Source organism: Ruegeria sp. L12 (genome assembly GCF_056531745.1).
Map to the genome: position 1 here is coordinate 189,987 of NZ_JBQFMH010000001.1, position 21,969 is coordinate 211,955.

Consider the following 21,969-nt stretch of genomic DNA (forward strand, 5'->3'; position numbering starts at 1 on the left):
TTGTAGTGAGACCAGACTTGCTTAAACGTGAATTGTGTCGAAAAGGGGGACAATGTTTGATTTTGTCCTTGTCCGTAACGTTTTCGCAAATAAATGCGGTTCCGGTCACTCGCCAGAAGCGCTGAAGTTGACGGTAACGTCTTGAATTTCAAGGTTTGTCAGGGCTTCACCCGCCCGTTCATCGATGTCGTTGACGGGCTGAGCAATATGTAAGCCGGTAAAAACGCCAAGACCAACAATTGCAGCCGTCAACACGACCCAATCAACCGTTACAGCCCCATCTTCGCGTGATGTAAATCTTTTGATCATTTTCCACATCTGAATACCCGAACATAGAGTAAAAAAAATGGGGCCAGGCCTTAAAAAGCCAGACCCCATCATAGCGAAGCTATAATAGCGTCGCTATTATTCGGTGCCGCCCGAGAAGTCGGTGGTCAGACCCTGAGCCGCAGTGTCGTCAGACACGTTGCCCAGTTCGGTGCCGATCGAAGTCGAGATTTGCTGGGTGCCGGTGCCGATTGCGTTGTATGCAACAGCTGCCAGGCCTACGACGGCTGCGGTCAGAACGACCCAGTCTACAGTTACGGCGCCGTCTTCGTCTTTGCAGAAGTTCTTGATGAACTTGATCATGTTACGTCCCTCCTAAAGGATCAAAAAGTAATTAACCTCGGCGTCTTCCAGAGCTTTCTCTCTCAGTCCGCTCCCGATCGTCTCGGCATGGATATATGTTTGACCCTTGTGCGTGGCAGGAATTGGGCCAATCCTAATTTTTTTCACTCAAAGCTTAACTTTTTGATGATAAATTTGATAACGTACTGAAAGTAAAAGGTAAAAAATCATCCCTTTTTGCGATTGCCCGCTTCATGCGATGCAAAATAGCGGCAAATGAGGCGAAATTGCCCCAATTCGCTTTGTTTTTCTGGTGTTGTGAGCCGTTCTGGGGTTCAAACTGTTTCAAAAGATAAAAATCGAGGCAGGCAAATGTATTTCCGGGACGCATTCCTATGCGCCGGCGCAGCGGCGTTGCTGATGACAGGCGCAACACTGGTCTCCGCGACCGAGCAGGAACCACGCGGCGTGTATAAGCGTCTCTCGGCTCCAAAGCCGGGTGAGCGTGTGCGCGTCACCATTCAGATCACACCTGAACAGCATGCGAACGCGCCATCGGCCCCCAGCACCGGGGTCGAGTTGGAGGTGCCCGAAAATGTGACACCCGCCAAGGTTCCAGCCTCGACATCGCCCAGAATTGCCGGGGCCGCTGTTGATAAACCTGTCGGATCGTACAAGGCATTCTGGAATCGGGTGTCGCCGGAGTTGGCGCAGGCCAATGCCGGGCGGTTGCACGAAGCCGTTCAGGCACTGACCGCGACGGGTATCGCTGCGCCGCGCTTGCAGGCCATGCAGGAAATCGTGAAACAGCGCGGGACCGATATCCTGCGTTCGACGGTGGGCACCAACGTATCTCCGGCGTTGGTGCTGGCCGTGATCTCAGTGGAATCGGCCGGAAAGACCGAAGCCGTAAGTTCGGCGGGCGCGCAGGGCCTTATGCAGCTGATGCCAGCCACCGCGGAACGTTTTGGAGTGAATGACAGCTTCAAGCCAGAACAGAATATCGAAGGCGGGGTGCGGTATCTGCACTGGCTGATGGAAGAGTTCGGGCAGGACCCGATTCTGGTCCTCGCAGGCTATAACGCAGGCGAGGGGGCCGTGCACAAACACAGCGGAGTGCCGCCCTATGCCGAGACTCGGGATTATGTGCCCAAAGTCCTCGCCGCGTTTCAGGTGGCGAGCGCGCTGTGCACGACGACGCCTCAGTTCGTCTCGGACCCCTGCGTATTTCAGACCCTGAATTAAAAAGGCCCGCCTGAATGCGGGCCCTTTTGCTTGTTTCAGTCAGATCAGCCGACGATTGTTGCTTCGGTCGCCGCGCGCATATCGTCTTCGCTGACACCATCGGCCAGTTCGACGATCTTCAACCCGCCTTCAACCACGTCCAGTACGCCCAGATTGGTGATGATGCGGTCGACGACGCCCTGACCGGTCAGGGGCAGGGTGCAGGTTTTCAGCACTTTGGAATCGCCATGCTTGTTGGTGTGGTCCATTACGACGATGACACGACCGACACCGGCCACCAGATCCATGGCGCCGCCCATGCCTTTGACCAGCTTGCCGGGAATCATCCAGTTGGCCAGATCGCCTTTCTCGTCCACTTCCATCGCGCCCAGAATCGCGGCGGCGATCTTGCCGCCCCGGATCATGGCAAAGGATGTAGCGCTGTCGAAATACGAGGTGCGCGACAGTTCGGTGATCGTCTGCTTGCCCGCGTTGATCAGGTCGGGGTCTTCCTCACCCTCGAACGGGAACGGGCCCATGCCCAGCATGCCGTTCTCGGATTGCAGGGTGATGTCCTTGTCACCCACATAATTCGCCACCAGCGTCGGAATACCGATGCCGAGGTTCACATACATGCCGTCTTCCAGCTCTTGTGCCGCGCGCGCGGCCATCTGATTGCGGTCCCAGGGCATTATGCGTCCTCCTTCTTGCGGGTGGTGCGCTGTTCGATGCGCTTTTCGTGGCTGCCCTGAATGATGCGGTGCACATAGATGCCGGGCAGGTGGATGCCGTCGGGGTCCAGCGAGCCGCGCGGGACGATCTCTTCCACCTCGGCCACGCAGATCTTGCCGCAGGTCGCAGCGGGGACGTTGAAGTTGCGCGCGGTTTTGCGGAACACGAGGTTTCCGGTGTCATCCGCTTTCCACGCCTTCACGATGGCGAGGTCAGCGAAGATGCCTTCCTCCATGATATAGGTCTCGCCGTTGAAGTCCTTGTGCTCTTTGCCGTCGGCGATCACCGTGCCCACACCTGTCTTGGTGTAGAAACCGGGGATGCCAGCACCACCGGCACGCATCCGTTCGGCAAGCGTGCCTTGCGGGTTGAATTCCAGCTCCAGCTCTCCGCTCAGATACTGGCGCATGAATTCAGCGTTTTCGCCGACATAAGAGCTGATCATCTTCTTGACCTGCTTGGTCTGCAGCAGGATGCCGATGCCGAAATCATCGACGCCCGCATTGTTCGACGCAAAGCTCAGATCCTTGACGCCCGAGTCCCTGATGGCCTCAAGCAGCAGCTCCGGGATACCGCACAGGCCGAACCCGCCCGCTGCGATCAGCATGCCGTCCGACAGCACCCCATCGAGCGCCTCGGTGGCATTGGCATAGACTTTCTTCATGGAAAACTCCCCCAATGACATGGTGATGGGCAGGTTGTGCCGCCACGTCATTGGGAAGTCAATGAATCCAAGAGGGTGGTGGTATTTCTACCTAACCCGCCGCCTTCTTGGTGGTTTTCTTGGCCGCCGCCTTCTTTTTCGGCGCCGCCTTTTTCTTGGTACCCTTCTTGGCCGCGCGTTCGTTGACCAGTTCGATAGCCATTTCCTGCGTCACGTCCTCGGGCTTGATGTCCTTGGGAATGGTCGCGTTGACCTTTTCCCATTTCACATACGGCCCGTAACGCCCGTCCAGCACCTGCATCGCGCCGCCATCGGGATGCTCGCCCAGCTCTTTCAGCGGTTTGGCCGCGGCCCGCCGTCCGCGACCTGGATTGGCGCGTTTTTCGGCCAGCAATTCGACGGCGCGGTTCATGCCGATCTCGAACACATCGTTGGGGTCTTTGAGGTTGGCATAGACCGGCTTGGCCTCATCCGCCAATTGATGCATCAGATAGGGACCGAACCGCCCGAAATTCGAGGTGATCATGCCGCCCTCGGGGTGTTCACCAATCTGGCGGGGCAAGGACAAAAGCGTCAGCGCCTTGTCCAGATCCATGTCGTCCTTGCTCCACCCGCGCGGCAGCGAGGCGCGCGGCGGTTTCTTGTTCTCGGGCGTCGGTTCACCACGCTGAACATAAGGCCCGAACCGGCCGGATTTCAGCCAGATCTCGTCACCCGCATCTTCGCCCAGCAAACGTTCATCGCCTTCGGCACCCTCACCAGCGATGGGCCGGGTATAGGTGCATTCGGGGTAATTGCCACAGCCCACGAACCCGCCGGTGCGTGAGGTTTTCAGATGCAACTGCCCGACACCGCATTTCGGGCAGACGCGCGGGTCTGACCCGTCCTCGCGCGGGGGATAAAGCTGCGGTGCGAGCGCTTCGTCCAGCCTGTCCAGCACTTCGGAAATCCGCAGTTCTGACGTCTCGCCAATCGCGGCCGAGAAATCGCGCCAGAACTTGCCCAGCAAGTCCTTGTAGTCGCGGTCCCCGGCGCTGACGTCATCCAACTCCTCTTCAAGATTGGCGGTGAACTCATAGCCCACATATTGCCTGAAGAAATTCAGCAGGAAGATGGTAACGATCCGGCCCTTTTCCTCGGGGATCAGCCGGTTCTTGTCCTTGCGCACATATTCGCGGTCCTGAATCGTCGTCACGATCGAGGCATAGGTCGAGGGGCGCCCGATCCCCAGCTCCTCCATCCGCTTGACGAGGGTCGCCTCGGTATAGCGCGGGGGCGGCTGGGTGTGGTGCTGCAGGGCCAGAACGGCTTCGTTGTCGGACAGGATCGCGGCCTTGTCATCGGCTTTGGCGAATTGATCCTTCAGCGAGGTTTTGGCAAAACGCGCCGGATCGCCCTGCATGATCTGCGGCAGGCGTTTTTCGTCGTCATCGGCCACATCATCGCGACCTTCCTCGTAGACGCGCATGAATCCGTCGAACAGCACCACCTGACCCGTGGCGCGCAGGCCGACCTGCCCATCTTCGCTGCCAATCTCGACCGTGGTGCGCTCCAGCCGGGCGGCGGCCATCTGACAGGCAATGGTGCGTTTCCAGATCAGATCATACAGCTTACGCTGGTCCTCATCGGTCACTTTCAGCGCTTTGGCGTCGCGCGACATATCCGTCGGGCGGATACATTCATGCGCTTCCTGCGCGTTTTTCGCCTTGTTCTTGTACATGCGCGGGCTGTCGGGCACGTATTCGCTGCCATAACGATCGGCAATCGCGTCCCGCGTGGCGGCCACGGCCTCGGGCGCCATGTCGATGCCGTCGGTCCGCATATAGGTAATGTACCCTGCCTCATACAGCCGCTGCGCCACCTGCATTGCATGGCGGGCGCCCATGCCGAACTTACGGCTGGCCTCTTGCTGCAGGGTCGAGGTCATGAAGGGCGCGCTGGGGTTGCGGGCGGCAGGCTTGGCCTCGACCGAGGTGACGCTGAGTGCACGGCTGAGGATGGCCTGCACTGCCAACTCCGCCTGCGTGGCATTGGCCAGATCGTGCTTGTCCAGCTTCTTGCCAGCCAGCGTGACCAGCCGTGCCTCGTATGTCTGGCCGCGCGGCGTTTCGAACAGCGCGCGAACAGACCAGTATTCAACCGGTTTGAACGCCTCGATCTCCATCTCGCGTTCAACGATCAGGCGCAGACAGACCGATTGCACCCGACCGGCGGATTTCGCGCCGGGCAGCTTGCGCCACAAAACGGGCGACAGGTTGAACCCGACCAGATAGTCCAGCGCGCGGCGGGCCAGATAAGCCTCGACCAGCGGCATGTCGACCTGACGCGGGTTCTGCATCGCTTCGGTCACCGCGTCCTTGGTGATGGCGTTGAAGGTCACCCGGCTGACCGGCGTGTCCTTCTTGATCGAGCGGCGCTTGGTCAGCGCCTCCTGCAAATGCCAGCTGATCGCCTCACCCTCGCGATCGGGGTCGGTGGCGAGGATCAGGGCGTTGTCTTCTTTCAGCGCGTCGGCGATGGCCTTGACATGCTTGCGGCTGTCATTGCCGACCTCCCATTTCATCGAGAATTCTTCGTCGGGATCGACCGATCCGTCCTTGGGCGGCAGATCCCGCACATGGCCGTAAGAGGCCAGAACCGTGTAGTCGGGGCCGAGATATTTATTGATTGTTTTTGCTTTGGCCGGAGATTCTACAACAACTACGGGCATTTACGGGGAACCTCGCTCGACGATTTGGGCGCCTTCTATGGTGGTGCAAAATGTGTGGGGCAGGAAGGAATTGTCAATGCGTTCCTTTCGCCGCGTGAAAAGCGGCGTGATTTCAGCGCATTATGGACCGTTTTCGTACCATCTGCCCGTCAGTGCATCTGCAGTTCTCTGTTGTTCGATCAACTCGCCAGAGACAAAAGCCCGCCCGGTTGACGCTGGATTCGTCCCTCAAGCTCAAGATCGACCAGCGCGGGGCCCAATTCACCTGCCGTTGCCGCGATATCGCGCAGCAATTGATCTTCTGCGATAGGTGAGGGGCCGAGCCGATCCAGTATCTGCGTATGAATGGCCTGCACAGGAGTGGGTTTGGGCGCAGCAATCGCAGTATCGGGTTCGGTAAACAGGTCGGCCTGTATCGGCAGCGCTTCAAGAATATCGTCGGCAGAACGTACAAGCGTCGCCCCGTCGCGAATCAACAGATTGCACCCCGCAGCCCGTGCATCGAAGGGATGGCCGGGTACGGCCAGCACCTCGCGCCCCTGATCGAGGGCATCGCGGGCTGTAATCAGACTGCCAGACTTGGCTGCGGCCTCGACCACCACCACCGCGCGCGCCAGCCCCGAGATGATGCGGTTGCGGCGCGGAAAATGTCTGGCCTGCGGGGTGACGCCCATAGGTTGCTCGGACAATCGCAGGCCCTTGCGGGCGATGTCCTGAGCCAGATCGGTGTTCTCCGCCGGGTAGATCACATCGACGCCGCCCGCCATGACCGCGATTGTGCCGGTTTCCAATGATGCCAGATGCGCGGCGGTATCAATGCCGCGCGCCAGGCCCGAGACAATGACATGACCCTTGCCGCCCAGTTCCGTGGCCAATCCCCGCGCCATGCGCGCGCCCAGTGACGAACAGTTGCGGGCGCCAACCATAGCGATTGCGGGTTTTTGCAGCAGGGACACGTCGCCGACGGCCCACAGCAGCGGCGGCGCATCGCTCAGATCGTTCAAGGCGTCGGGAAAGTCAGCGGCCCCAAGGCACAAAAGCCGCGCTTTGGCGGCTTTTGCGGCCTTGAGTTCCGCCTCAATCACGCCGGGGGGGCAGGTTTCATACCCTTCTATTCCGGCAGCGCGTGCCATTTCCGGCAGCGCGGCCAGCGCGTTCTGCGCCGAGCCATGTTCGCGCAGCAGCCGACGAAACGTCGCCGGGCCAACCTTGCGGGAACGCAACAGACGGAGCCAGGAAAACCTGTCCTCTTCCGTGGTGGGTGGGAGTGGGGGGTGATTGGAAGAAAGCTGCTCTTCGGTCATCCGATGCTCCGCCTGATTGCAGAACCGGTTTACCGGATTCGGGGTTAACAGCCTGTAAATCGCGGAAATTTAGATGTGATTTGTCATCATTTTGCTCCGACGCATTCAATTATATTATTGATATAAAACAGAAAAATAATTCTCGATCTGCCGCTTTTCAAATGCGTGAGGGGCACGGTGTTAACCTCGCGCCCGTTTATATTTGCGCTCGACTCAGGTAGCCGAGCCGCCCACGGTCAACCCGTCCATCAGGACGGTCGGCTGGCCGACCCCGACCGGCACCCACTGCCCGTCCTTGCCGCAAGTGCCCATTCCCGGGTCCAGTGCCATGTCATTGCCCAGGCCCCGAATGCGTTTCAACGCCGACGGCCCGTCTCCAATCAGTGTCGCGCCCTTGACCGGCGCGCCGATCTTGCCGTTTTCGACCCGGTAGGCCTCGGTGCAGGAGAAGACGAACTTGCCGTTGGTGATGTCCACCTGACCGCCACCAAAGCCAACGGCCCAGATACCGTCCTTGATATCCGCGACCAAAGACGCAGGGTCGGCATCACCACCCAGCATGATCGTGTTGGTCATGCGTGGCATCGGTTTATGCGCATAACTCTGCCGCCGCCCGTTGCCGGTGGGCGCGACACCCATCAACCGCGCGTTCTGGCGGTCTTGCATGTAACCGGTCAGAGTGCCGTCCTCGATCAGCACGGTCCGCGAACTCGGCGTGCCCTCGTCATCCACGGTGATCGAGCCGCGCCGATCCGCAATGGTGCCGTCATCCACAACCGTCACGCCCTTTGAGGCGATCTGCTGGCCCATCAATCCGGCAAAGGCCGAACTGCCCTTGCGGTTGAAATCTCCCTCCAGCCCGTGGCCGATGGCTTCGTGCAGCAGGATGCCGGGCCAGCCAGGGCCAAGCGCCACCTCCATCACTCCGGCAGGGGCGGGGATGGCCTCGAGGTTGACCAGCGCGATGCGCAGCGCCTCACGCGCTTTGTCCTGCCAGCCGGTGGGGTCGATCAGCCCGCTCAGTCCGACGCGCCCTCCGCCACCGGCCGAGCCGCTTTCGCGACGGCCATTCTGTTCCACGATCACCGAGACGTTCACGCGGGTCATCGGGCGCACGTCACGCACCAGCACGCCATCGGGGCGCAGAATCTCGACCTCCTGCACGGCGGCAGCGATGGTGGCGCTGACCTGAACGACGCGCGAATCGAGATCCCGGGCGAAGGCATCAATCTCGCGCAGGGTTTCAACCTTGACCGGGAAGCTGGCGGTCTCGATCGGGTCTTCATCCGTATAAAGCCGCGTGTTGGTGGGTTTCGGAGCTTCGGCCAGCGTGCCGCCGCCATCGCCAATGGCCAACCGGGCCGTCTCAGAAGCGCGCTTCAGTGCGGGGATCGAGACATCGGTGGAATGCGCATAGCCTGCGACTTCACCCTGCACCGCACGCAGCCCGAACCCCTCGGACGCGTCATATGACGCAGTCTTCAAACGCCCGTCATCAAACACCAGAGACTCGGATTTCCGGCGCTCGACAAACAGCTCTCCGTCCTCTGCCCCGGCGGTGGCAGACCGCAAAATGGCCAGTGCTTCGTCATGCGGCAAGGCGCTCTCAAAAGGGCGAAACGGAGCTTGAGACATGGGTTGCGGCCTTTCGCATTTGATCCAGATCAAAAATAGCGTCTGTTTGACGCAAGCATTTTGCTTTATCTACCCGCAGGAATATGGTTTTTAACGCGGCCAAAGACAACGGGTGAGGTGTGACCGATTCACATCTTTTCGCCAGGGACGTAAAGATCAAACGATCAGGACAGAACATGAAGAATGCTTTGATGCTTTCGGGGCTTATGACAGCCCTCTCCAGCCTTCCCGCCATGGCTCAGGAGCTTGAAATTATTGGCAAGCCGGTCGATGGCGGCCTGGGCTTTCAGCCTGCGGCGACCAGCCTCGCCGAAGGAATCCAGCGACTGGACGGCATGATTCTGGTGATCATCACCGCAATCTGTATCTTCGTTGCGGCCCTGCTGGTGTATTGCATCGTGCGCTATAACCAGCGCGCCAACCCGACACCGGCGAGATTTTCGCACTACACCCCGGTCGAGATTGCATGGACCTTGGGTCCGATCCTGATTCTGGTCTTCATCGGTGCGTTTTCGCTACCGGTTCTGTTCAAGCAGCAGGAAATTCCCGAAGGCGACGTGGTCATCAAGGTGGTCGGCAACCAGTGGTACTGGACCTACGAATATGTCGATCACGATTTTGCCTTCGACAGCTATCTGTTGGGTCACCCGGCAACCCTGGACGAGGGCGCGCGCGCGGCGGATGCTGATGTCACGCCGTTTGTTCTGGATGACGCAATGCGCGCCAAGCTGGCGGATGCCGGTTACAGCGATGACGAATGGCTGCTGGCGACCGACACTGCCGTGGTTGTGCCGGTGGGCAAAATCGTCGTTATGCAGGTCACCGCGTCGGACGTGATTCACTCGTGGGCGATCCCGTCCTTTGGCGTGAAACAGGACGGAGTGCCCGGACGTCTGGCCGAGCTGTGGTTCGAGGCCGAGAAAGAGGGCATCTATTTCGGTCAGTGTTCGGAACTGTGCGGCAAGGACCACGCCTATATGCCGATCACTGTGAAAGTGGTCAGCGAAGAAGCCTATGAAGAATGGCTGCAGGGTGCGATCGAAGAATATGCGGGCCTGCCGCAAAGCTATCAGGTCGCGTCCAAGTAAGCGCGATCAGGGCGGCGCGACTGCCCAGGATGACAGGTAAGCTGCGCGGGCAATCGCGCGGCTTTCGCCCCAGAAGGACCGGAAATGACTGACGCAAGCATCAATGCCAGCACAGCGACCGCTCAGGCGGACGAGGCCAGCTTTGGCGATTTTTTCGCCCTGCTGAAGCCTCGGGTGATGTCGCTTGTGGTGTTCACGGCGCTGGTTGGTCTGCTGGCGGCTCCGGTTTCCGTGCATCCGGTCGTGGGCTTCTGCGCTATCCTGTTCATTGCCATCGGTGGCGGCGCATCCGGTGCACTGAACATGTGGTGGGATGCGGATATCGACCGGGTGATGAAGCGCACCAAAGGCCGCCCGATCCCGTCCGGTAAGGTCGAAGAGGGTGAGGCGCTGGCCATCGGGCTGGCTCTGTCCGGTCTTTCGGTGATCATGCTGGGCCTTGCGACCAACTGGTTCGCAGGCGCGTTCCTGGCCTTCACCATCTTCTTCTACGTCGTCGTCTATACGATGTGGCTGAAGCGTTCGACGCCTCAAAACATCGTGATTGGTGGCGCAGCTGGTGCTTTCCCACCGGTGATCGGATGGGTTGCGGCCACCGGATCAATGACGCTTGAGCCGTGGCTGATGTTTGCCCTGACCTTCATGTGGACGCCGCCGCATTTCTGGGCGTTGGCGCTGTTCATGCGCTCGGATTACGACGATGCGGGCGTGCCGATGCTGACGGTAACCCACGGGCGCCGCGCGACGCGCTGGCATATCCTTGTCTACACGGCGCTGCTGGCGCTTCTGGCTGTGGGCACTTCGTTCTCGGGTATCGGCGGGCCAATTTATCTGACCGTGGCGATGGTGATGAATGCCTTGTTCCTGCGCGGTGCCTGGCAGATTTCCCGCCGCAGCGAGGACGATTCGGAAGCGGACAACTTCAGGGCGGAGCGCAGCTTTTTCAAATTGTCGCTGCTGTATCTCTTCCTGCATTTCGGCGCGATTCTGGCAGAGGCACTGTTGAAACCCTATGGTTTGGGAGGCTGGTCATGAGCCTGCGTAAAACCCACGAGCTGCATCAGCGCCGGTTCAGCCGCAATCTGGGCGTTGGCCTGACGCTGGCCGCGTTTATCGTGATCATCTTCGGACTGACGATCGTCAAAGTTTCGAACACGGATTTCAACATGGCGACGCAAGAGGTGCAGAACTGATGGCGTTGACGGGGCCTCAGAAGACGGTTGCACAGACCGTGGGCGTGGTTGTCCTGATGGGCAGCCTGGCCTGGGCGGCGGTGCCGTTTTACGACTGGTTCTGCCGCGTCACTGGCTTTGGCGGCACCACCGGCGTAGCCGAAACCGCGCCCGAGGATATTCTGGACCGCACCATCACAGTGCGCTTTGACGCGTCAAAAGCCAAGGACATGGCGTGGGAATTCAAGCCGGTCGAACGCGAGATGGAAGTGCGCATCGGCGAAACGGGTCTGGCCTTCTACGAAGCCTACAACCCGACGGATCGCCCGATTGCCGGACAGGCCTCGTACAATGTGGCGCCATATTCGGCGGGCGGATATTTCCAGAAAATTGCCTGTTTCTGCTTTGAAGAACAGGTTCTGCAACCCGGTGAGCGGGTTGAGATGCCGGTGACCTTCTTCGTCGACCCTGAAATCGTCGACGATCTGGAAGCCAAATATGTGCATACGATCACTCTGTCGTATACATTCTATGAAATTGACCTGCCCGAAGGCTATGCCGCCCTCGACGTGCAGGCAGAGACCAACAAGAACTAACGCCTGTAGGTGAGGGACGCTGATGGCACACGCTAAAGACCATGACTACCACATTCTGAACCCCTCGATCTGGCCGCTGATCGGCGCCGTCAGCGGTTTTGTGATGCTTTTCGGGGCCGTGCTGTGGATGCACGGGACCACTCCATGGATCTTCTGGATGGGGGTTGTGGGTGTCCTTTACACCATGTTCGCATGGTGGTCCGAAGTGGTGGCCGAAAGCCGCGCCGGCGATCATACGCCGGTCGTACGTATCGGCCTGCGTTACGGGTTCATCCTGTTCGTGATGTCCGAGGTGATGTTCTTCTTTGCCTGGTTCTGGTCGTTCTTCAAACATCGCATGTATCCGATGTACGACTATGCCGGCACCGAGTACATCCAGCCGGATATTCACGCGGTCGATCCGTTTCATCTGCCGCTGATCAACACTCTGGTTCTGCTGCTGTCGGGTTGTGCGATCACCTGGGCACACCATGCGCTGGTGCACAACAATGACCGCAAGGCGCTGGTACAGGGTCTGGCCATCGGTATCGCACTGGGTGTTGCGTTTACCTTCCTGCAGGGCTTTGAATATTATGAACTGCTGGTCCATGGGGGCTGGGAATTCGGCGGTGATCAGTTCTATTCGAACTTCTTCATGGCAACCGGTTTCCACGGTGCGCATGTAATCATCGGTACCATCTTTCTGACGGTCTGTCTGATCCGCGCCCTGAAAGGGGACTTTACGCCCGAGAAACATGTCGGTTTCGAAGCCGCAGCCTGGTACTGGCACTTCGTTGACGTTGTCTGGCTGTTCCTGTTCTTCGCCGTTTACATCTGGGGTCAAGCTCCGCTGATGTAACGCCGGTCAGGTGATCCAATTGCAAAAGCCGCCCTATGGGGCGGCTTTTTCTCTATTCGGGGCGCAAGATTGCGCCCGATACAATTGCGTGGTTGCAATTCGGCCCACGCCCCCCTTAACAAGACGCCGGTTCCTGCTACGAGGTCTGATCCCGCCATGCGCCGCATTCTGTTCCTGCTGATTTTCGGTGTCGCCGGTTTGGGCGTGCTGCTGTCACTGGGTTTTTGGCAAGTGCAGCGGCTGGCGTGGAAACAGGAGGTTCTGGCCGAGATCGAAAGCCGCATTTCTGCCGATCCGGTCGCCTTGCCGCCGCAGGTGTCCGAGGCCGGAGATAAATACCTGCCTGTGACGATTTCCGGTGAACTGGAACCCAACGAAATTCACGTTCTAGTCTCGGTAAAGCAGGTGGGTGCGGGATATCGCATCATCCAGCCGATCCACACTGCCGACCGGACCATTCTGGTGGATCGCGGCTTTGTGCCGACCACCGCCAAACAGGCGGATCGTTTGGCTGGCCCTATGGAGATCACCGGCAATCTGCATTGGCCCGATGAGGTCGATGGCTACACGCCAGAACCCGATATCGGCAGCAACATCTGGTTTGCCCGTGACGTGCCCGCGCTGGCGGCGGCCCTGGGGGCTGAGCCGGTGCTGCTGATTGCGCGGTCCGAAACCGACCCGAACGTGACGCCGCTGCCGGTCAATACAGCGGGCATCCCCAACGATCATCTGCAATATGCAATCACCTGGTTTGGTCTGGCTCTGGTCTGGGCCGCGATGACCGGGTACTTCCTGTGGCGCAGCCGTGCCAATTCTGAGAGTGACGCGACATGAAATACATCTCGACCCGCGGGCAGGCGCCCGAACTGAGTTTTGAAGAGGCGATGCTGACCGGGCTAGCCCGCGATGGCGGCCTGTATCTGCCCGCCGAGATTCCGGTGATGAGCCAGGATGACATCGCCGCGCTGGCCGGTCTGCCCTATGAGGAAATCGCGTTCCGCGTCATGTGGCCCTATGTTAGCGGTTCCTTTGCCGAGGACGAGTTCAAGGCGATCATCGCCCGCGCCTACGAGGGCTCCGGCCACGACGCCCGCGCGCCGTTGAAGCAACTGAACGAGAACCACTTCCTGCTGGAACTGTTCCACGGCCCCACGCTGGCCTTCAAGGACTTCGCCATGCAGTTGATTGGTCAGCTATTCCAAGTGGCCCTGAAACGGCGCGGCGACCGGGTGACCATCGTGGGGGCAACCAGCGGCGATACCGGCTCGGCGGCGATCGAGGCGTTCCGGGGGCTGGATGCGGTCGACGTATTCATCCTGTTCCCGCATGGCCGTGTCTCGGAAGTGCAGCGCCGTCAGATGACAACGCCTGCCGACAGTAACGTTCATGCGCTGGCCGTTGATGGCGATTTTGACGATTGCCAGGCGGCCGTGAAAGATATGTTCAACGATTTCGACTTCCGCGACGGGGTGAAACTGGCCGGCGTGAACTCGATCAACTTTGCCCGCGTGCTGGCGCAGGTGGTCTATTACTTCTCCGCCGCCACCAGCCTTGGCGCACCGCACCGCAAGGTTAGCTTTACCGTGCCTACCGGCAATTTCGGTGACATCTTTGCTGGCTATATCGCCAAGCGCATGGGCCTGCCCATCGACCGTCTGGTGGTGGCGACCAATCAGAACGACATCCTGCACCGGTGTCTCTCGGGGCAGGGGTACTTCAAGGGCGACACCATCCCCTCGATCAGCCCGTCTATGGATATTCAGGTCAGCTCGAACTTTGAACGGGCGCTGTATTATGCCTATGGCGAGGATGGCAGCGCCGTGGCGCAGTTGATGGACGCGCTGAAGACCGGCGGCTTCAACGTTAGCCAGGGTGCGATGGAGGCGCTGCGCGAGCAGTTCGATTCGGGCCGTGTGTCCGAAGACGAAACGCTGGCCACCATCAAATCGACGCTGGCGCATAGCGCGGAACTGGTCTGCCCGCACACCGCCGTGGGCATCAAGGTGGCCGAAGATCACCGCGCCGCCGACACGCCGATGATCACTCTGGCCACCGCACACCCGGCGAAATTCCCGGCGGCGGTCGAGAAGGCGAGCGGCGAACATCCGCCTCTTCCATCCCGCATGTCTGATCTGTATGAACGTCCGGAACGGGTGACCCGCATCGACAACGATCTGGGCGCCATCGAGGATCATATCAGAAGGCATATCGCCGAGTGACTGTCAGACAAGATCAACTGAAGAACGGCTTTCGGATCGTCAGTGAACATATGCCGGGGCTGCAATCGGCGGCCATCGGCATCTGGGTGACCGCCGGCGGGCGGCACGAGCGGATCGAACAGAACGGCATCGCGCATTTCCTTGAGCACATGGCCTTCAAGGGAACCGAGCGGCGATCCGCGCTGCAAATCGCCGAGGCCATCGAGGATGTGGGCGGATACATCAACGCCTATACATCGCGCGAGGTGACGGCCTATTACGCGCGCGTCCTGAAAGACGACGTGGCGCTGGCGATGGATGTGATCGGCGATATCGTTCTGAACCCGGTTTTCGACCCGCGCGAGATCGAAGTTGAGCGCGGCGTGATCCTGCAGGAAATCGGTCAGGCCTATGACACGCCCGACGATGTGATTTTCGACTGGTTGCAGGAGCAGAGCTATCACGACCAGCCTCTGGGCCGCACCATTCTGGGGCCGACCGAGCGGGTGAGCGCGTTTTCCCGCGAAGACCTGTCTGGCTTTGTCGCGGAACACTATGGCCCAGAACAGATGATCCTGTCTGCGGCGGGCGCTGTGGATCACGACGCGCTGTTGAAAATGGCCGAAGAGATGTTCGGGCATCTGCAATCACGCAAGGGGCTGATCCCTGAAACGGCGCGCTTCACCGGCGGTGAAGCCCGGCAAGAGAAAGAGCTGGAACAGGCGCATTTCGCGCTGGCGCTGGAAAGCCCCGGCTATCGCGATGATGCGATCTATACGGCGCAGATTTACTCGACCGCCTTGGGCGGCGGCATGTCCTCTCGTCTGTTTCAGGAAGTGCGCGAGACGCGCGGGCTGTGCTATACGATCTTTGCGCAGACCGGGGCCTACGCCGACACCGGGACAACCACGATCTATGCCGGAACCTCGGCGGATCAGGTCGCGGAACTGGCCACCATCACCATCGATGAGATGAAGCGCGCTGCCGAGGACATGAGCGCCGAAGAGGTCGCGCGGGCGCGGGCGCAGATGAAGGCCGGGATGTTGATGGGGCTGGAAAGCCCCTCGAACCGGGCCGAACGTTTGGCGCGGCTGGTGCAGATCTGGGGCCGGGTGCCCTCGCTTGAGGATACCGTCGCCAAGATCGATGCGGTCAGCACCGAGGATGTGCGCGCCTTCGCTGAACAGATGGCGGTGCAGGCCCCGGCGGCGCTGGCGCTCTATGGCCCGGTTTCGGGCGCGCCAACATTGGCGGAGTTGCAGGAGAGGCGTGCGGCGTGATGCTGTTGGGCAGACGCAAGCTGAAACTCGAAACCGAGCGCCTGACGCTGCGGCCGCCCATACATTCCGACTTCAACGACTGGACGGCATTGCGGCGCGCCTCAAAGGACTATCTGGTTCCGTGGGAGCCGGTCTGGGCCCGGGATCATCTGAGCCGCAAGTCCTTTACCAATCGGGTCTATTGGGCGCAGCGCTCGGTGGCGGGCGGCACGGCGATTCCGCTGTTTCTGTTCCGCCGCAGCGATGATGTGCTGCTGGGGGCGATCACGCTGGATAACGTGCGACGTGGTCCGGCGCAGGCGGGGACGCTGGGCTATTGGACCGGCGAGGCCTATGCGCGGCAGGGTTTCATGCGCGAGGCCATCGGGGCGGTTGTGCATCATGCCTTCACCCGGTTGGACCTGAGCCGGATCGAGGCCGCGTGTCTTCCTGAAAACAAGGCCTCGCGCGGGTTGCTGGAAAGCTCGGGGTTCAAGTATGAGGGCGTGGCGCAGTCCTATCTGCAGATCAACGGGCGGTGGCGGACGCATGTGCTATATGCCTGTTTGCGATCCGATCGGCGGGGCAGGACCGACGCGGGGTAGGAGGCTCTGCCCCCGCCGCGGCAAGCCGCGACACCCCCGGGATATTTTGGGCCAGATGAACAAGGGGCATGACTTGGCGGCGTTCTGCGCTACACTTCGGTCATGCGGTGGGTTGTTGCGGGATTGATGATGCTTGCAGGCGGGGCGGTGGCGCAGGAGCGTCGGCCCAGCCATTGCATCGCCATCGCGGATGCGGCACCCGGGGTCGAATTTCTGCACAAAGCTGCCTGGCAGGATCCGGTGCCCGAATTTTCGGTGCGCATCAGCTATGTCGCGCATGCGTCGTTTCTGATTCAGACGCAGGGCGGGTTGAATGCGGTCACGGATTTTACCGGTTTCATTGGTGGTGCCGATCTGATCCCGGACGTGGTGACCATGAACCATGCGCACAGCACCCATTGGACGGCATATCCTGATCCGGCCATTCCGTATGTGTTGCCGGGCTGGGGAGAGTTCGGGCAGGGGATCGAACATTACCTTGATCTGGGTGATATGCTGGTGCGCAATGTCTCGACAGATATCCGGTCAGCCTATGGCGGGGTCGAGGAACGCGGGAATTCGATATTCGTGTTCGAGGTCGAGGGGTTGTGTATCGGGCATCTGGGACATCTGCACCATATACCCTCGGACGCGCAATTTGCGGCATTGGGGCGGCTGGATGTTGTCATGGCGGCGGTAGATGGCGGCACGACGATGCCCTTGCCCGAAATGATCGAAGTGCTGAAGCGGCTGAAAAGCTCGGTGATCATACCGATGCACTGGTTTTCGGGCTTTTCGCTGGAGCGGTTTCTGGTGGATATTCGTGATACGTTTCCGGTGCAGCGCGATGGCGGGTCCGAGATTGTTGTCTCGCTGCGGACCTTGCCGGACCGACCCACGGTGGTGGTGTTGGAGCCGCAATATCTGATCGAGCTGGAATAAGACTTGCCGCGAGTCAGCGCCTTTGGCAGGGATAAGGCATGGAATTGAACCCTGCTGATGAAACCTTTGCCCGTGTGATCCGTGAGACGCTTGGCGGCGAAGTGCTGCGACCGCTGGAACAGCGCTATCTCGAAGAGCCGCGCCGCCGGTTTGTCGGCAAGGGGGGCTTGCTGGCGCTGCCGCGCTCGGTCGAGGAGGTCGCGGCGCTGGTGCGCTGTGCGTCCGAGGCTAGGGTGCCGGTCGTGCCTTATGGCGGAGGGACGGGATTGGTGGGTGGTCAGGTTCTGGCCGACGGTCCGATGCCGCTGATCATCTCGCTGGAGCGCATGACCGCGATCCGCGCCATCTATCCAACCGAGAACATTCTGATTGCCGAGGGTGGCGCGATTTTGGCCGACATACAGGCCGCGGCGGAACAGGCTGACCGGTTGTTCCCCCTGTCTCTGGCCGCGCAGGGCTCCTGTCGGATCGGTGGCAATCTGGCCACCAATGCGGGCGGGGTGAATGTGCTGCGCTATGGCAATGCGCGCGATCTGTGTCTGGGACTTGAGGCGGTTCTGCCCAGTGGCGAAATCTGGCATGGGCTGAGCCGGTTGCGCAAGGACAACACCGGCTATGATCTGCGCAACCTGCTGATCGGGTCCGAGGGCACGCTGGGTATCATAACCGCGGCGGCATTGAAGCTGTACCCGCAGCCCAAGGCGGTTGGAACGGCGATGTTTCGGGTGGCGTCCCCCGAGGCGGCGATTGATCTGCTGTCCCTGTCGCGCGATCAGGTGGGCGAGGCAGTCAGTACATTCGAGCTGATCCACCGGCAGGGTCTGCAATTCCTGACCGAGGTTCTGCCGAATGTCCGGCAACCCTTCGCGGATCAGCCCGAATGGTCTGTCCTGATCGAGCTGGGCTTGTCAGAGGGGCAGGACCCGTCAGACGTTCTTGAAACGATTTATGAGGCTGCCGAGGCGCGCGGGCTGGTCAGCGACGCGGTGATTGCCCAGAGCGAGGCGCAACGAGCCGAACTATGGGCCGTGCGCGAAAACATCCCCGAGGCCAACCGGCTGATCGGGTCCGTGTCCAGCCACGATATCTCGGTCCCGATCTCGGATATCCCCGAGTTCATTCGACAGGGTGACAAAGTCGTGGCGGCGCTGGGACCGTTCCGGGTGAATTGTTTTGGGCATCTGGGCGACGGTAACCTGCACTACAACGCCTTCCCGCCGCCGGGGCATGATCGGGCCGAGTTCGTTGGGCAGCGGGCCGCAGTCAAACGCGCGGTGCATGATCTGGTGCACGCGTTTGGCGGCTCGGTCAGTGCCGAACATGGTGTCGGGCGTCTGAAGACGGAAGACGTGAGGCGTTATGGCGATCCGGTCAGGCTGAGCGCGATGCGGGCTATCAAATCGGCGCTTGATCCGTTGGGGATCATGAATCCGGGGGCCGTTCTGCCGGATTGAATACGGCCCGGCCTGGGGTGGTCGGTTCGAGAGGTCAGGGCCCCTCGAACTCGCACAGGATATGCACGTCCATGCCCATCTCTTCCAATGCTTTGCGACCGCCCAGCTCGGGCAGATCGATGATGAAGGAGCATGAGATGATCTCGCCCCCAAGCCGTTCGATCAGCTTGATGCCGGCCGCAGCGGTGCCACCGGTGGCCAGCAGGTCATCGACGACCAGTATCTTCTCACCCGGTTGGATGGCGTCATCGTGGATTTCCACGATGGCCTCGCCATATTCCAGCTTGTAGTCCTGAGAGATCGTGGTGCCGGGCAGTTTGCCCTTCTTGCGGATCGGCACGAATCCTACGCTCAGCTGGTGGGCGATGGCGCCACCCAGAATGAATCCGCGGGCCTCAAGTCCCACGACCTTGTCGATACGCTCGCCCGCATAGGGGTGCAGCATCTGGTCGATTGCCATGCGGAACCCGCGCGGGTCGGCAAACAGGGTGGTGACATCGCGGAACATGATCCCTTCATGGGGGAAATCGACGATGGTCCGAATGTAATCCTTGACCGTTTTGTTTCTGGACATGGGCCACCCCTTTGGCATCAAACACGCGGCGGTGTTTGGCCCATCGGGTCCGGTCATGCAAGAAAACTTTGGCCCCTGCGGCTACTTGTGGCGGCTGCGCATGGGATTGGGCAGCGCATAATAGCGATAGAGCGTTCTCGGCAGCCATGACAGGTGCGGTTTGCGCCAGTTGCGTTGATCCCGAAGAAGAAAAGCGTGCGCGACATGAAGGTTCATTGCGTTAATCCCCGTTTATTGTTATGTGCGAAATATCTACAGTTGCAATGCAATGTATATACAAATATTTGCAGTGAAAGTCAAGGTTTGAACGGAGTCAAGGCGCGTGACCAAGAGTGATGGGAAGAAATCCACAAAGAAAAACAGCCAGTTGGTCCTGCGTCTGGATAAAGATGAACGCGACGCTTTTGTCGAGCTGTGTCGGGAACTGGATACCTCCGCCGCGCGCGAAATCCGCCGGTTTATCCGGGGCTTCATGAAGGAAAACGCCGAAAGCTGACGTCAGGCCGGGCGACGCAGGACCGCTGTGGCGATGCCCATGCCGATCAGGGTCAGCCCGCCAAACCGGGTCATCGCGGTGATCACGCTTGCGCGTCCGATCATCTGGCGCAGCCTGTCCGCCAGCAGCGCATAGGCCAGCGCATTCAGCCAGGCAAGGCCAACGAAGGTGGCAATCACAATGGCGAATTGCGGGCCCAGCGGGTCAGCCGGGCGTAGGAATTGCGGCACGAAGGCGATGAAAAAGGCGATGGATTTCGGGTTCAGCGCGGTCACGGCGGCGGCATGGCCAAAGACGCTGCGGGCGGTGACATCACGCGCGGTTTCGACCGCCTGCAATCCGCCTGCAGGCGCGCTGCGCAACAACTTTATGCCCAGCCACACCAGATAGGCCGCGCCCACCCATTTCAGCACTGAAAACAGTGTGGCCGAGGCCAGCACCAGCGCCCCCAGCCCCAATAGCGAAGCACTCATCGCAACAAGGTCCCCCAGCGCAACCCCGGTGGCCGAGGCAACGGCAACGCTGCGTCCTTTCGACAGCGCATAGCTGAGCACCAGCAACACGGTGGGGCCGGGGATCAGCAGCAAGGCGGTTGATGCGGCGACAAAGGCCAGCCAGAGTTCAGGCGACATGGGGCATCCTATCGGAACGTTTCCCACACCAAGCCCCGCTGCGGCGGCAAGGTCAAGCCTTTGCGCGTTCGGTCACACGACGCATCAGTGCCTCCAACGGTCCACTACTGAATTTGCGGAACCAGATCTGTGCAAAGACCGATGACAGAGCACAGAACAGCAGCGCATATGCGACGATCTGCGGCGCGCTCAGCGATCCATCCAGCAACCCGGCTTCTTCAAGCAGGCCCATCCCGATCAGGATATGCGCCATATACAGCGTCAGGCTCTGCCGTCCCGGTGCGGTCAGATTGGGTGCGATCCGGCTGCGTTCTATCACCGGCCAGAGTTTCAGAAGCAGCCCGATCACCACGCAGGCCGTGCCGGTTCCGCCGAGGATATAGAATGGCCCCGGCGGAATGGATTCGGTCCCCAGATAGGCCACCAGTTCCGGGTCCGCGGTCATCATCTGCGGAAACAGCGCCAGCACCGCCGCGCCAAAGCCCCACATGATCAACCGGTGCTGAATGCACAGCGTATGAAGTTCAGACCGCCCGATGGCCATTCCGATCAGCAGGAAGGCGGCCCAGGGCAGCACCGGATGCCAGCCGTTGAACAGCGTGTTGCGCAGGAAGCCGGGCAGGGTCCAGAGGTCGGTATAGGCCAGCGCCTGCCAATCCCAGCCCTGTTCATAGTCAAAGACCAGATTGGCGATCATCGAAAGGCCCACAATACCCAGCGCCCCCAGCCACAGGCCACGGGGTGAGGCGGTCAGAAATGCCGCCCCGACCACGAAATAAAGCGCATAGAAATGCAGGATATCGGCGTCGAACACCGTCATGTTGATCAGGCCGATCACAAACAGAAACGCCGCCCGCCGCAGCAACAGACCGGGCGTGATGCGAGACAACCCGATGCCGATTCCGGCCAGCACCACGAACAACGCCGCCGCCCGCCCCTCGAGCGCGTCGATCAGAGCCGAGGCCCAGTCGGTACCCGGCGCAGCCTGCGCCGCGATACGGAAATTCACCAGAACCATGCCGCAGAAGGCCAGAAACCGCGCGGCGTCCAATGCGTCGAGTCGTTTCATTGGGCTCCTAATTCTGGCTGGGGCAGCGGCTAAGGGGTTGTCCTAGCGTTGATAATCAGCGTCAACATGGCGCGGCGAGGCTGTTATTCAACTGCCCGACCTGCAAAAGCTGCAGGCTTTGGCATTGCGGCAACAGGTTTAAGATTGGATGAAGCTTTGCCTTTGCACCTTGAAACCAGCCCGGTTCCC

General features: G+C 60.3%; 24 protein-coding genes. 13 read left to right on the forward strand and 11 right to left on the reverse strand.

Features of this window, described 5'->3' with window-relative positions:
* Positions 1–105: 105 nt before the first annotated feature.
* The 3 genes from ACR0K9_RS00900 to ACR0K9_RS00910 all read right to left on the reverse strand — a co-directional run bounded on the left by ACR0K9_RS00900 (position 106) and on the right by ACR0K9_RS00910 (position 1,042).
* On the reverse strand, positions 106–318 hold the full coding sequence (locus ACR0K9_RS00900; RefSeq protein ID WP_480820024.1) for a hypothetical protein: 213 nt from the start codon (positions 316–318) through the stop codon (positions 106–108).
* Positions 319–405: 87 nt separating this feature from the next.
* Positions 406–630, reverse strand: coding sequence for a Flp family type IVb pilin (locus ACR0K9_RS00905; RefSeq protein WP_480820026.1), 225 nt, complete (start codon positions 628–630; stop codon positions 406–408).
* Positions 631–784: 154 nt separating this feature from the next.
* On the reverse strand, positions 785–1,042 hold the full coding sequence (locus ACR0K9_RS00910; RefSeq protein WP_480820633.1) for a hypothetical protein: 258 nt from the start codon (positions 1,040–1,042) through the stop codon (positions 785–787).
* Here ACR0K9_RS00910 and ACR0K9_RS00915 point away from each other — a divergent pair.
* Positions 982–1,854: a lytic transglycosylase domain-containing protein gene (locus tag ACR0K9_RS00915; protein WP_480820028.1), complete on the forward strand. Its 873-nt coding sequence runs from the start codon at positions 982–984 to the stop codon at positions 1,852–1,854. The two genes, ACR0K9_RS00910 and ACR0K9_RS00915, sit on opposite strands and share 61 nt — an antisense overlap.
* A gap of 44 nt (positions 1,855–1,898) precedes the next feature.
* Here ACR0K9_RS00915 and ACR0K9_RS00920 read toward each other — a convergent pair whose 3' ends face one another.
* The 5 genes from ACR0K9_RS00920 to tldD all read right to left on the reverse strand — a co-directional run bounded on the left by ACR0K9_RS00920 (position 1,899) and on the right by tldD (position 8,878).
* Positions 1,899–2,525, reverse strand: coding sequence for a 3-oxoacid CoA-transferase subunit B (locus ACR0K9_RS00920; protein ID WP_480820030.1), 627 nt, complete (start codon positions 2,523–2,525; stop codon positions 1,899–1,901).
* On the reverse strand, positions 2,525–3,229 hold the full coding sequence (locus tag ACR0K9_RS00925; protein ID WP_480535192.1) for a CoA transferase subunit A: 705 nt from the start codon (positions 3,227–3,229) through the stop codon (positions 2,525–2,527). Before ACR0K9_RS00925 ends, ACR0K9_RS00920 begins: the two co-directional genes overlap by 1 nt.
* A 91-nt stretch (positions 3,230–3,320) precedes the next feature.
* Positions 3,321–5,939 carry a type I DNA topoisomerase gene (gene topA, locus ACR0K9_RS00930; RefSeq protein ID WP_480820032.1) on the reverse strand — a complete coding sequence of 873 codons (2,619 nt, stop codon included), beginning with the start codon at positions 5,937–5,939 and terminating at the stop codon, positions 3,321–3,323.
* 179 nt (positions 5,940–6,118) lie between these two features.
* Positions 6,119–7,243, reverse strand: a complete 1,125-nt coding sequence (gene dprA / locus ACR0K9_RS00935) for a DNA-processing protein DprA (protein WP_480820034.1) — start codon at positions 7,241–7,243, stop codon at positions 6,119–6,121.
* A gap of 213 nt (positions 7,244–7,456) precedes the next feature.
* Positions 7,457–8,878, reverse strand: coding sequence for a metalloprotease TldD (gene tldD, locus ACR0K9_RS00940; RefSeq protein ID WP_480820036.1), 1,422 nt, complete (start codon positions 8,876–8,878; stop codon positions 7,457–7,459).
* Positions 8,879–9,054: 176 nt separating this feature from the next.
* Here tldD and coxB point away from each other — a divergent pair, with 176 nt between their 5' ends.
* The 11 genes from coxB (at position 9,055) to ACR0K9_RS00995 (ending at position 19,009) form a co-directional block, all read left to right on the forward strand.
* The gene (gene coxB / locus ACR0K9_RS00945; RefSeq protein ID WP_480535196.1) at positions 9,055–9,966 is read left to right on the forward strand and encodes a cytochrome c oxidase subunit II; all 912 of its coding nucleotides are present in this window, start codon (positions 9,055–9,057) and stop codon (positions 9,964–9,966) included.
* Positions 9,967–10,050: 84 nt separating this feature from the next.
* A complete protein-coding gene (cyoE, locus tag ACR0K9_RS00950) occupies positions 10,051–11,001 on the forward strand; it encodes a heme o synthase (RefSeq protein WP_480535197.1) in 951 nt (316 codons plus the stop codon).
* On the forward strand, positions 10,998–11,159 hold the full coding sequence (locus ACR0K9_RS00955; RefSeq protein WP_480820038.1) for a hypothetical protein: 162 nt from the start codon (positions 10,998–11,000) through the stop codon (positions 11,157–11,159). The genes cyoE and ACR0K9_RS00955 overlap by 4 nt, the downstream gene beginning before the upstream one ends.
* On the forward strand, positions 11,159–11,734 hold the full coding sequence (locus tag ACR0K9_RS00960; protein ID WP_480535199.1) for a cytochrome c oxidase assembly protein: 576 nt from the start codon (positions 11,159–11,161) through the stop codon (positions 11,732–11,734). The genes ACR0K9_RS00955 and ACR0K9_RS00960 overlap by 1 nt, the downstream gene beginning before the upstream one ends.
* A gap of 22 nt (positions 11,735–11,756) precedes the next feature.
* On the forward strand, positions 11,757–12,572 hold the full coding sequence (locus tag ACR0K9_RS00965) for a cytochrome c oxidase subunit 3 (protein ID WP_480820040.1): 816 nt from the start codon (positions 11,757–11,759) through the stop codon (positions 12,570–12,572).
* A gap of 156 nt (positions 12,573–12,728) precedes the next feature.
* Positions 12,729–13,406, forward strand: coding sequence for an SURF1 family protein (locus tag ACR0K9_RS00970; protein ID WP_480820042.1), 678 nt, complete (start codon positions 12,729–12,731; stop codon positions 13,404–13,406).
* On the forward strand, positions 13,403–14,791 hold the full coding sequence (thrC, locus tag ACR0K9_RS00975) for a threonine synthase (protein WP_480820044.1): 1,389 nt from the start codon (positions 13,403–13,405) through the stop codon (positions 14,789–14,791). Before ACR0K9_RS00970 ends, thrC begins: the two co-directional genes overlap by 4 nt.
* On the forward strand, positions 14,788–16,050 hold the full coding sequence (locus ACR0K9_RS00980; protein WP_480820046.1) for a M16 family metallopeptidase: 1,263 nt from the start codon (positions 14,788–14,790) through the stop codon (positions 16,048–16,050). Before thrC ends, ACR0K9_RS00980 begins: the two co-directional genes overlap by 4 nt.
* Complete coding sequence (locus ACR0K9_RS00985; RefSeq protein ID WP_480535204.1) at positions 16,050–16,634, forward strand: GNAT family N-acetyltransferase; 585 nt, start codon at positions 16,050–16,052, stop codon at positions 16,632–16,634. The genes ACR0K9_RS00980 and ACR0K9_RS00985 overlap by 1 nt, the downstream gene beginning before the upstream one ends.
* 129 nt (positions 16,635–16,763) lie before the next feature.
* Positions 16,764–17,555 (forward strand): MBL fold metallo-hydrolase, encoded by a 792-nt coding sequence (locus ACR0K9_RS00990; protein WP_480820617.1) that lies wholly within the window; start codon positions 16,764–16,766, stop codon positions 17,553–17,555.
* A 38-nt stretch (positions 17,556–17,593) separates the two neighbouring features.
* A complete protein-coding gene (locus ACR0K9_RS00995) occupies positions 17,594–19,009 on the forward strand; it encodes an FAD-binding oxidoreductase (protein WP_480820048.1) in 1,416 nt (471 codons plus the stop codon).
* 34 nt (positions 19,010–19,043) lie between these two features.
* Here the strand turns inward: ACR0K9_RS00995 and ACR0K9_RS01000 are convergent, their stop codons facing one another.
* Positions 19,044–19,583, reverse strand: a complete 540-nt coding sequence (locus tag ACR0K9_RS01000) for an adenine phosphoribosyltransferase (RefSeq protein ID WP_480820049.1) — start codon at positions 19,581–19,583, stop codon at positions 19,044–19,046.
* A 322-nt stretch (positions 19,584–19,905) separates the two neighbouring features.
* On the opposite strand from ACR0K9_RS01000, the gene ACR0K9_RS01005 reads away from it, so the two are divergent.
* Complete coding sequence (locus tag ACR0K9_RS01005) at positions 19,906–20,079, forward strand: hypothetical protein (protein ID WP_480535207.1); 174 nt, start codon at positions 19,906–19,908, stop codon at positions 20,077–20,079.
* Positions 20,080–20,081: 2 nt separating this feature from the next.
* Here the strand turns inward: ACR0K9_RS01005 and ACR0K9_RS01010 are convergent, their stop codons facing one another.
* Positions 20,082–20,711 (reverse strand): LysE family translocator, encoded by a 630-nt coding sequence (locus tag ACR0K9_RS01010; protein ID WP_480535208.1) that lies wholly within the window; start codon positions 20,709–20,711, stop codon positions 20,082–20,084.
* A gap of 52 nt (positions 20,712–20,763) precedes the next feature.
* Entirely contained in the window at positions 20,764–21,780 is a 1,017-nt protein-coding gene (locus ACR0K9_RS01015; protein WP_480820051.1) for a DUF418 domain-containing protein, read from the reverse strand.
* Positions 21,781–21,969 lie beyond the last annotated feature (189 nt).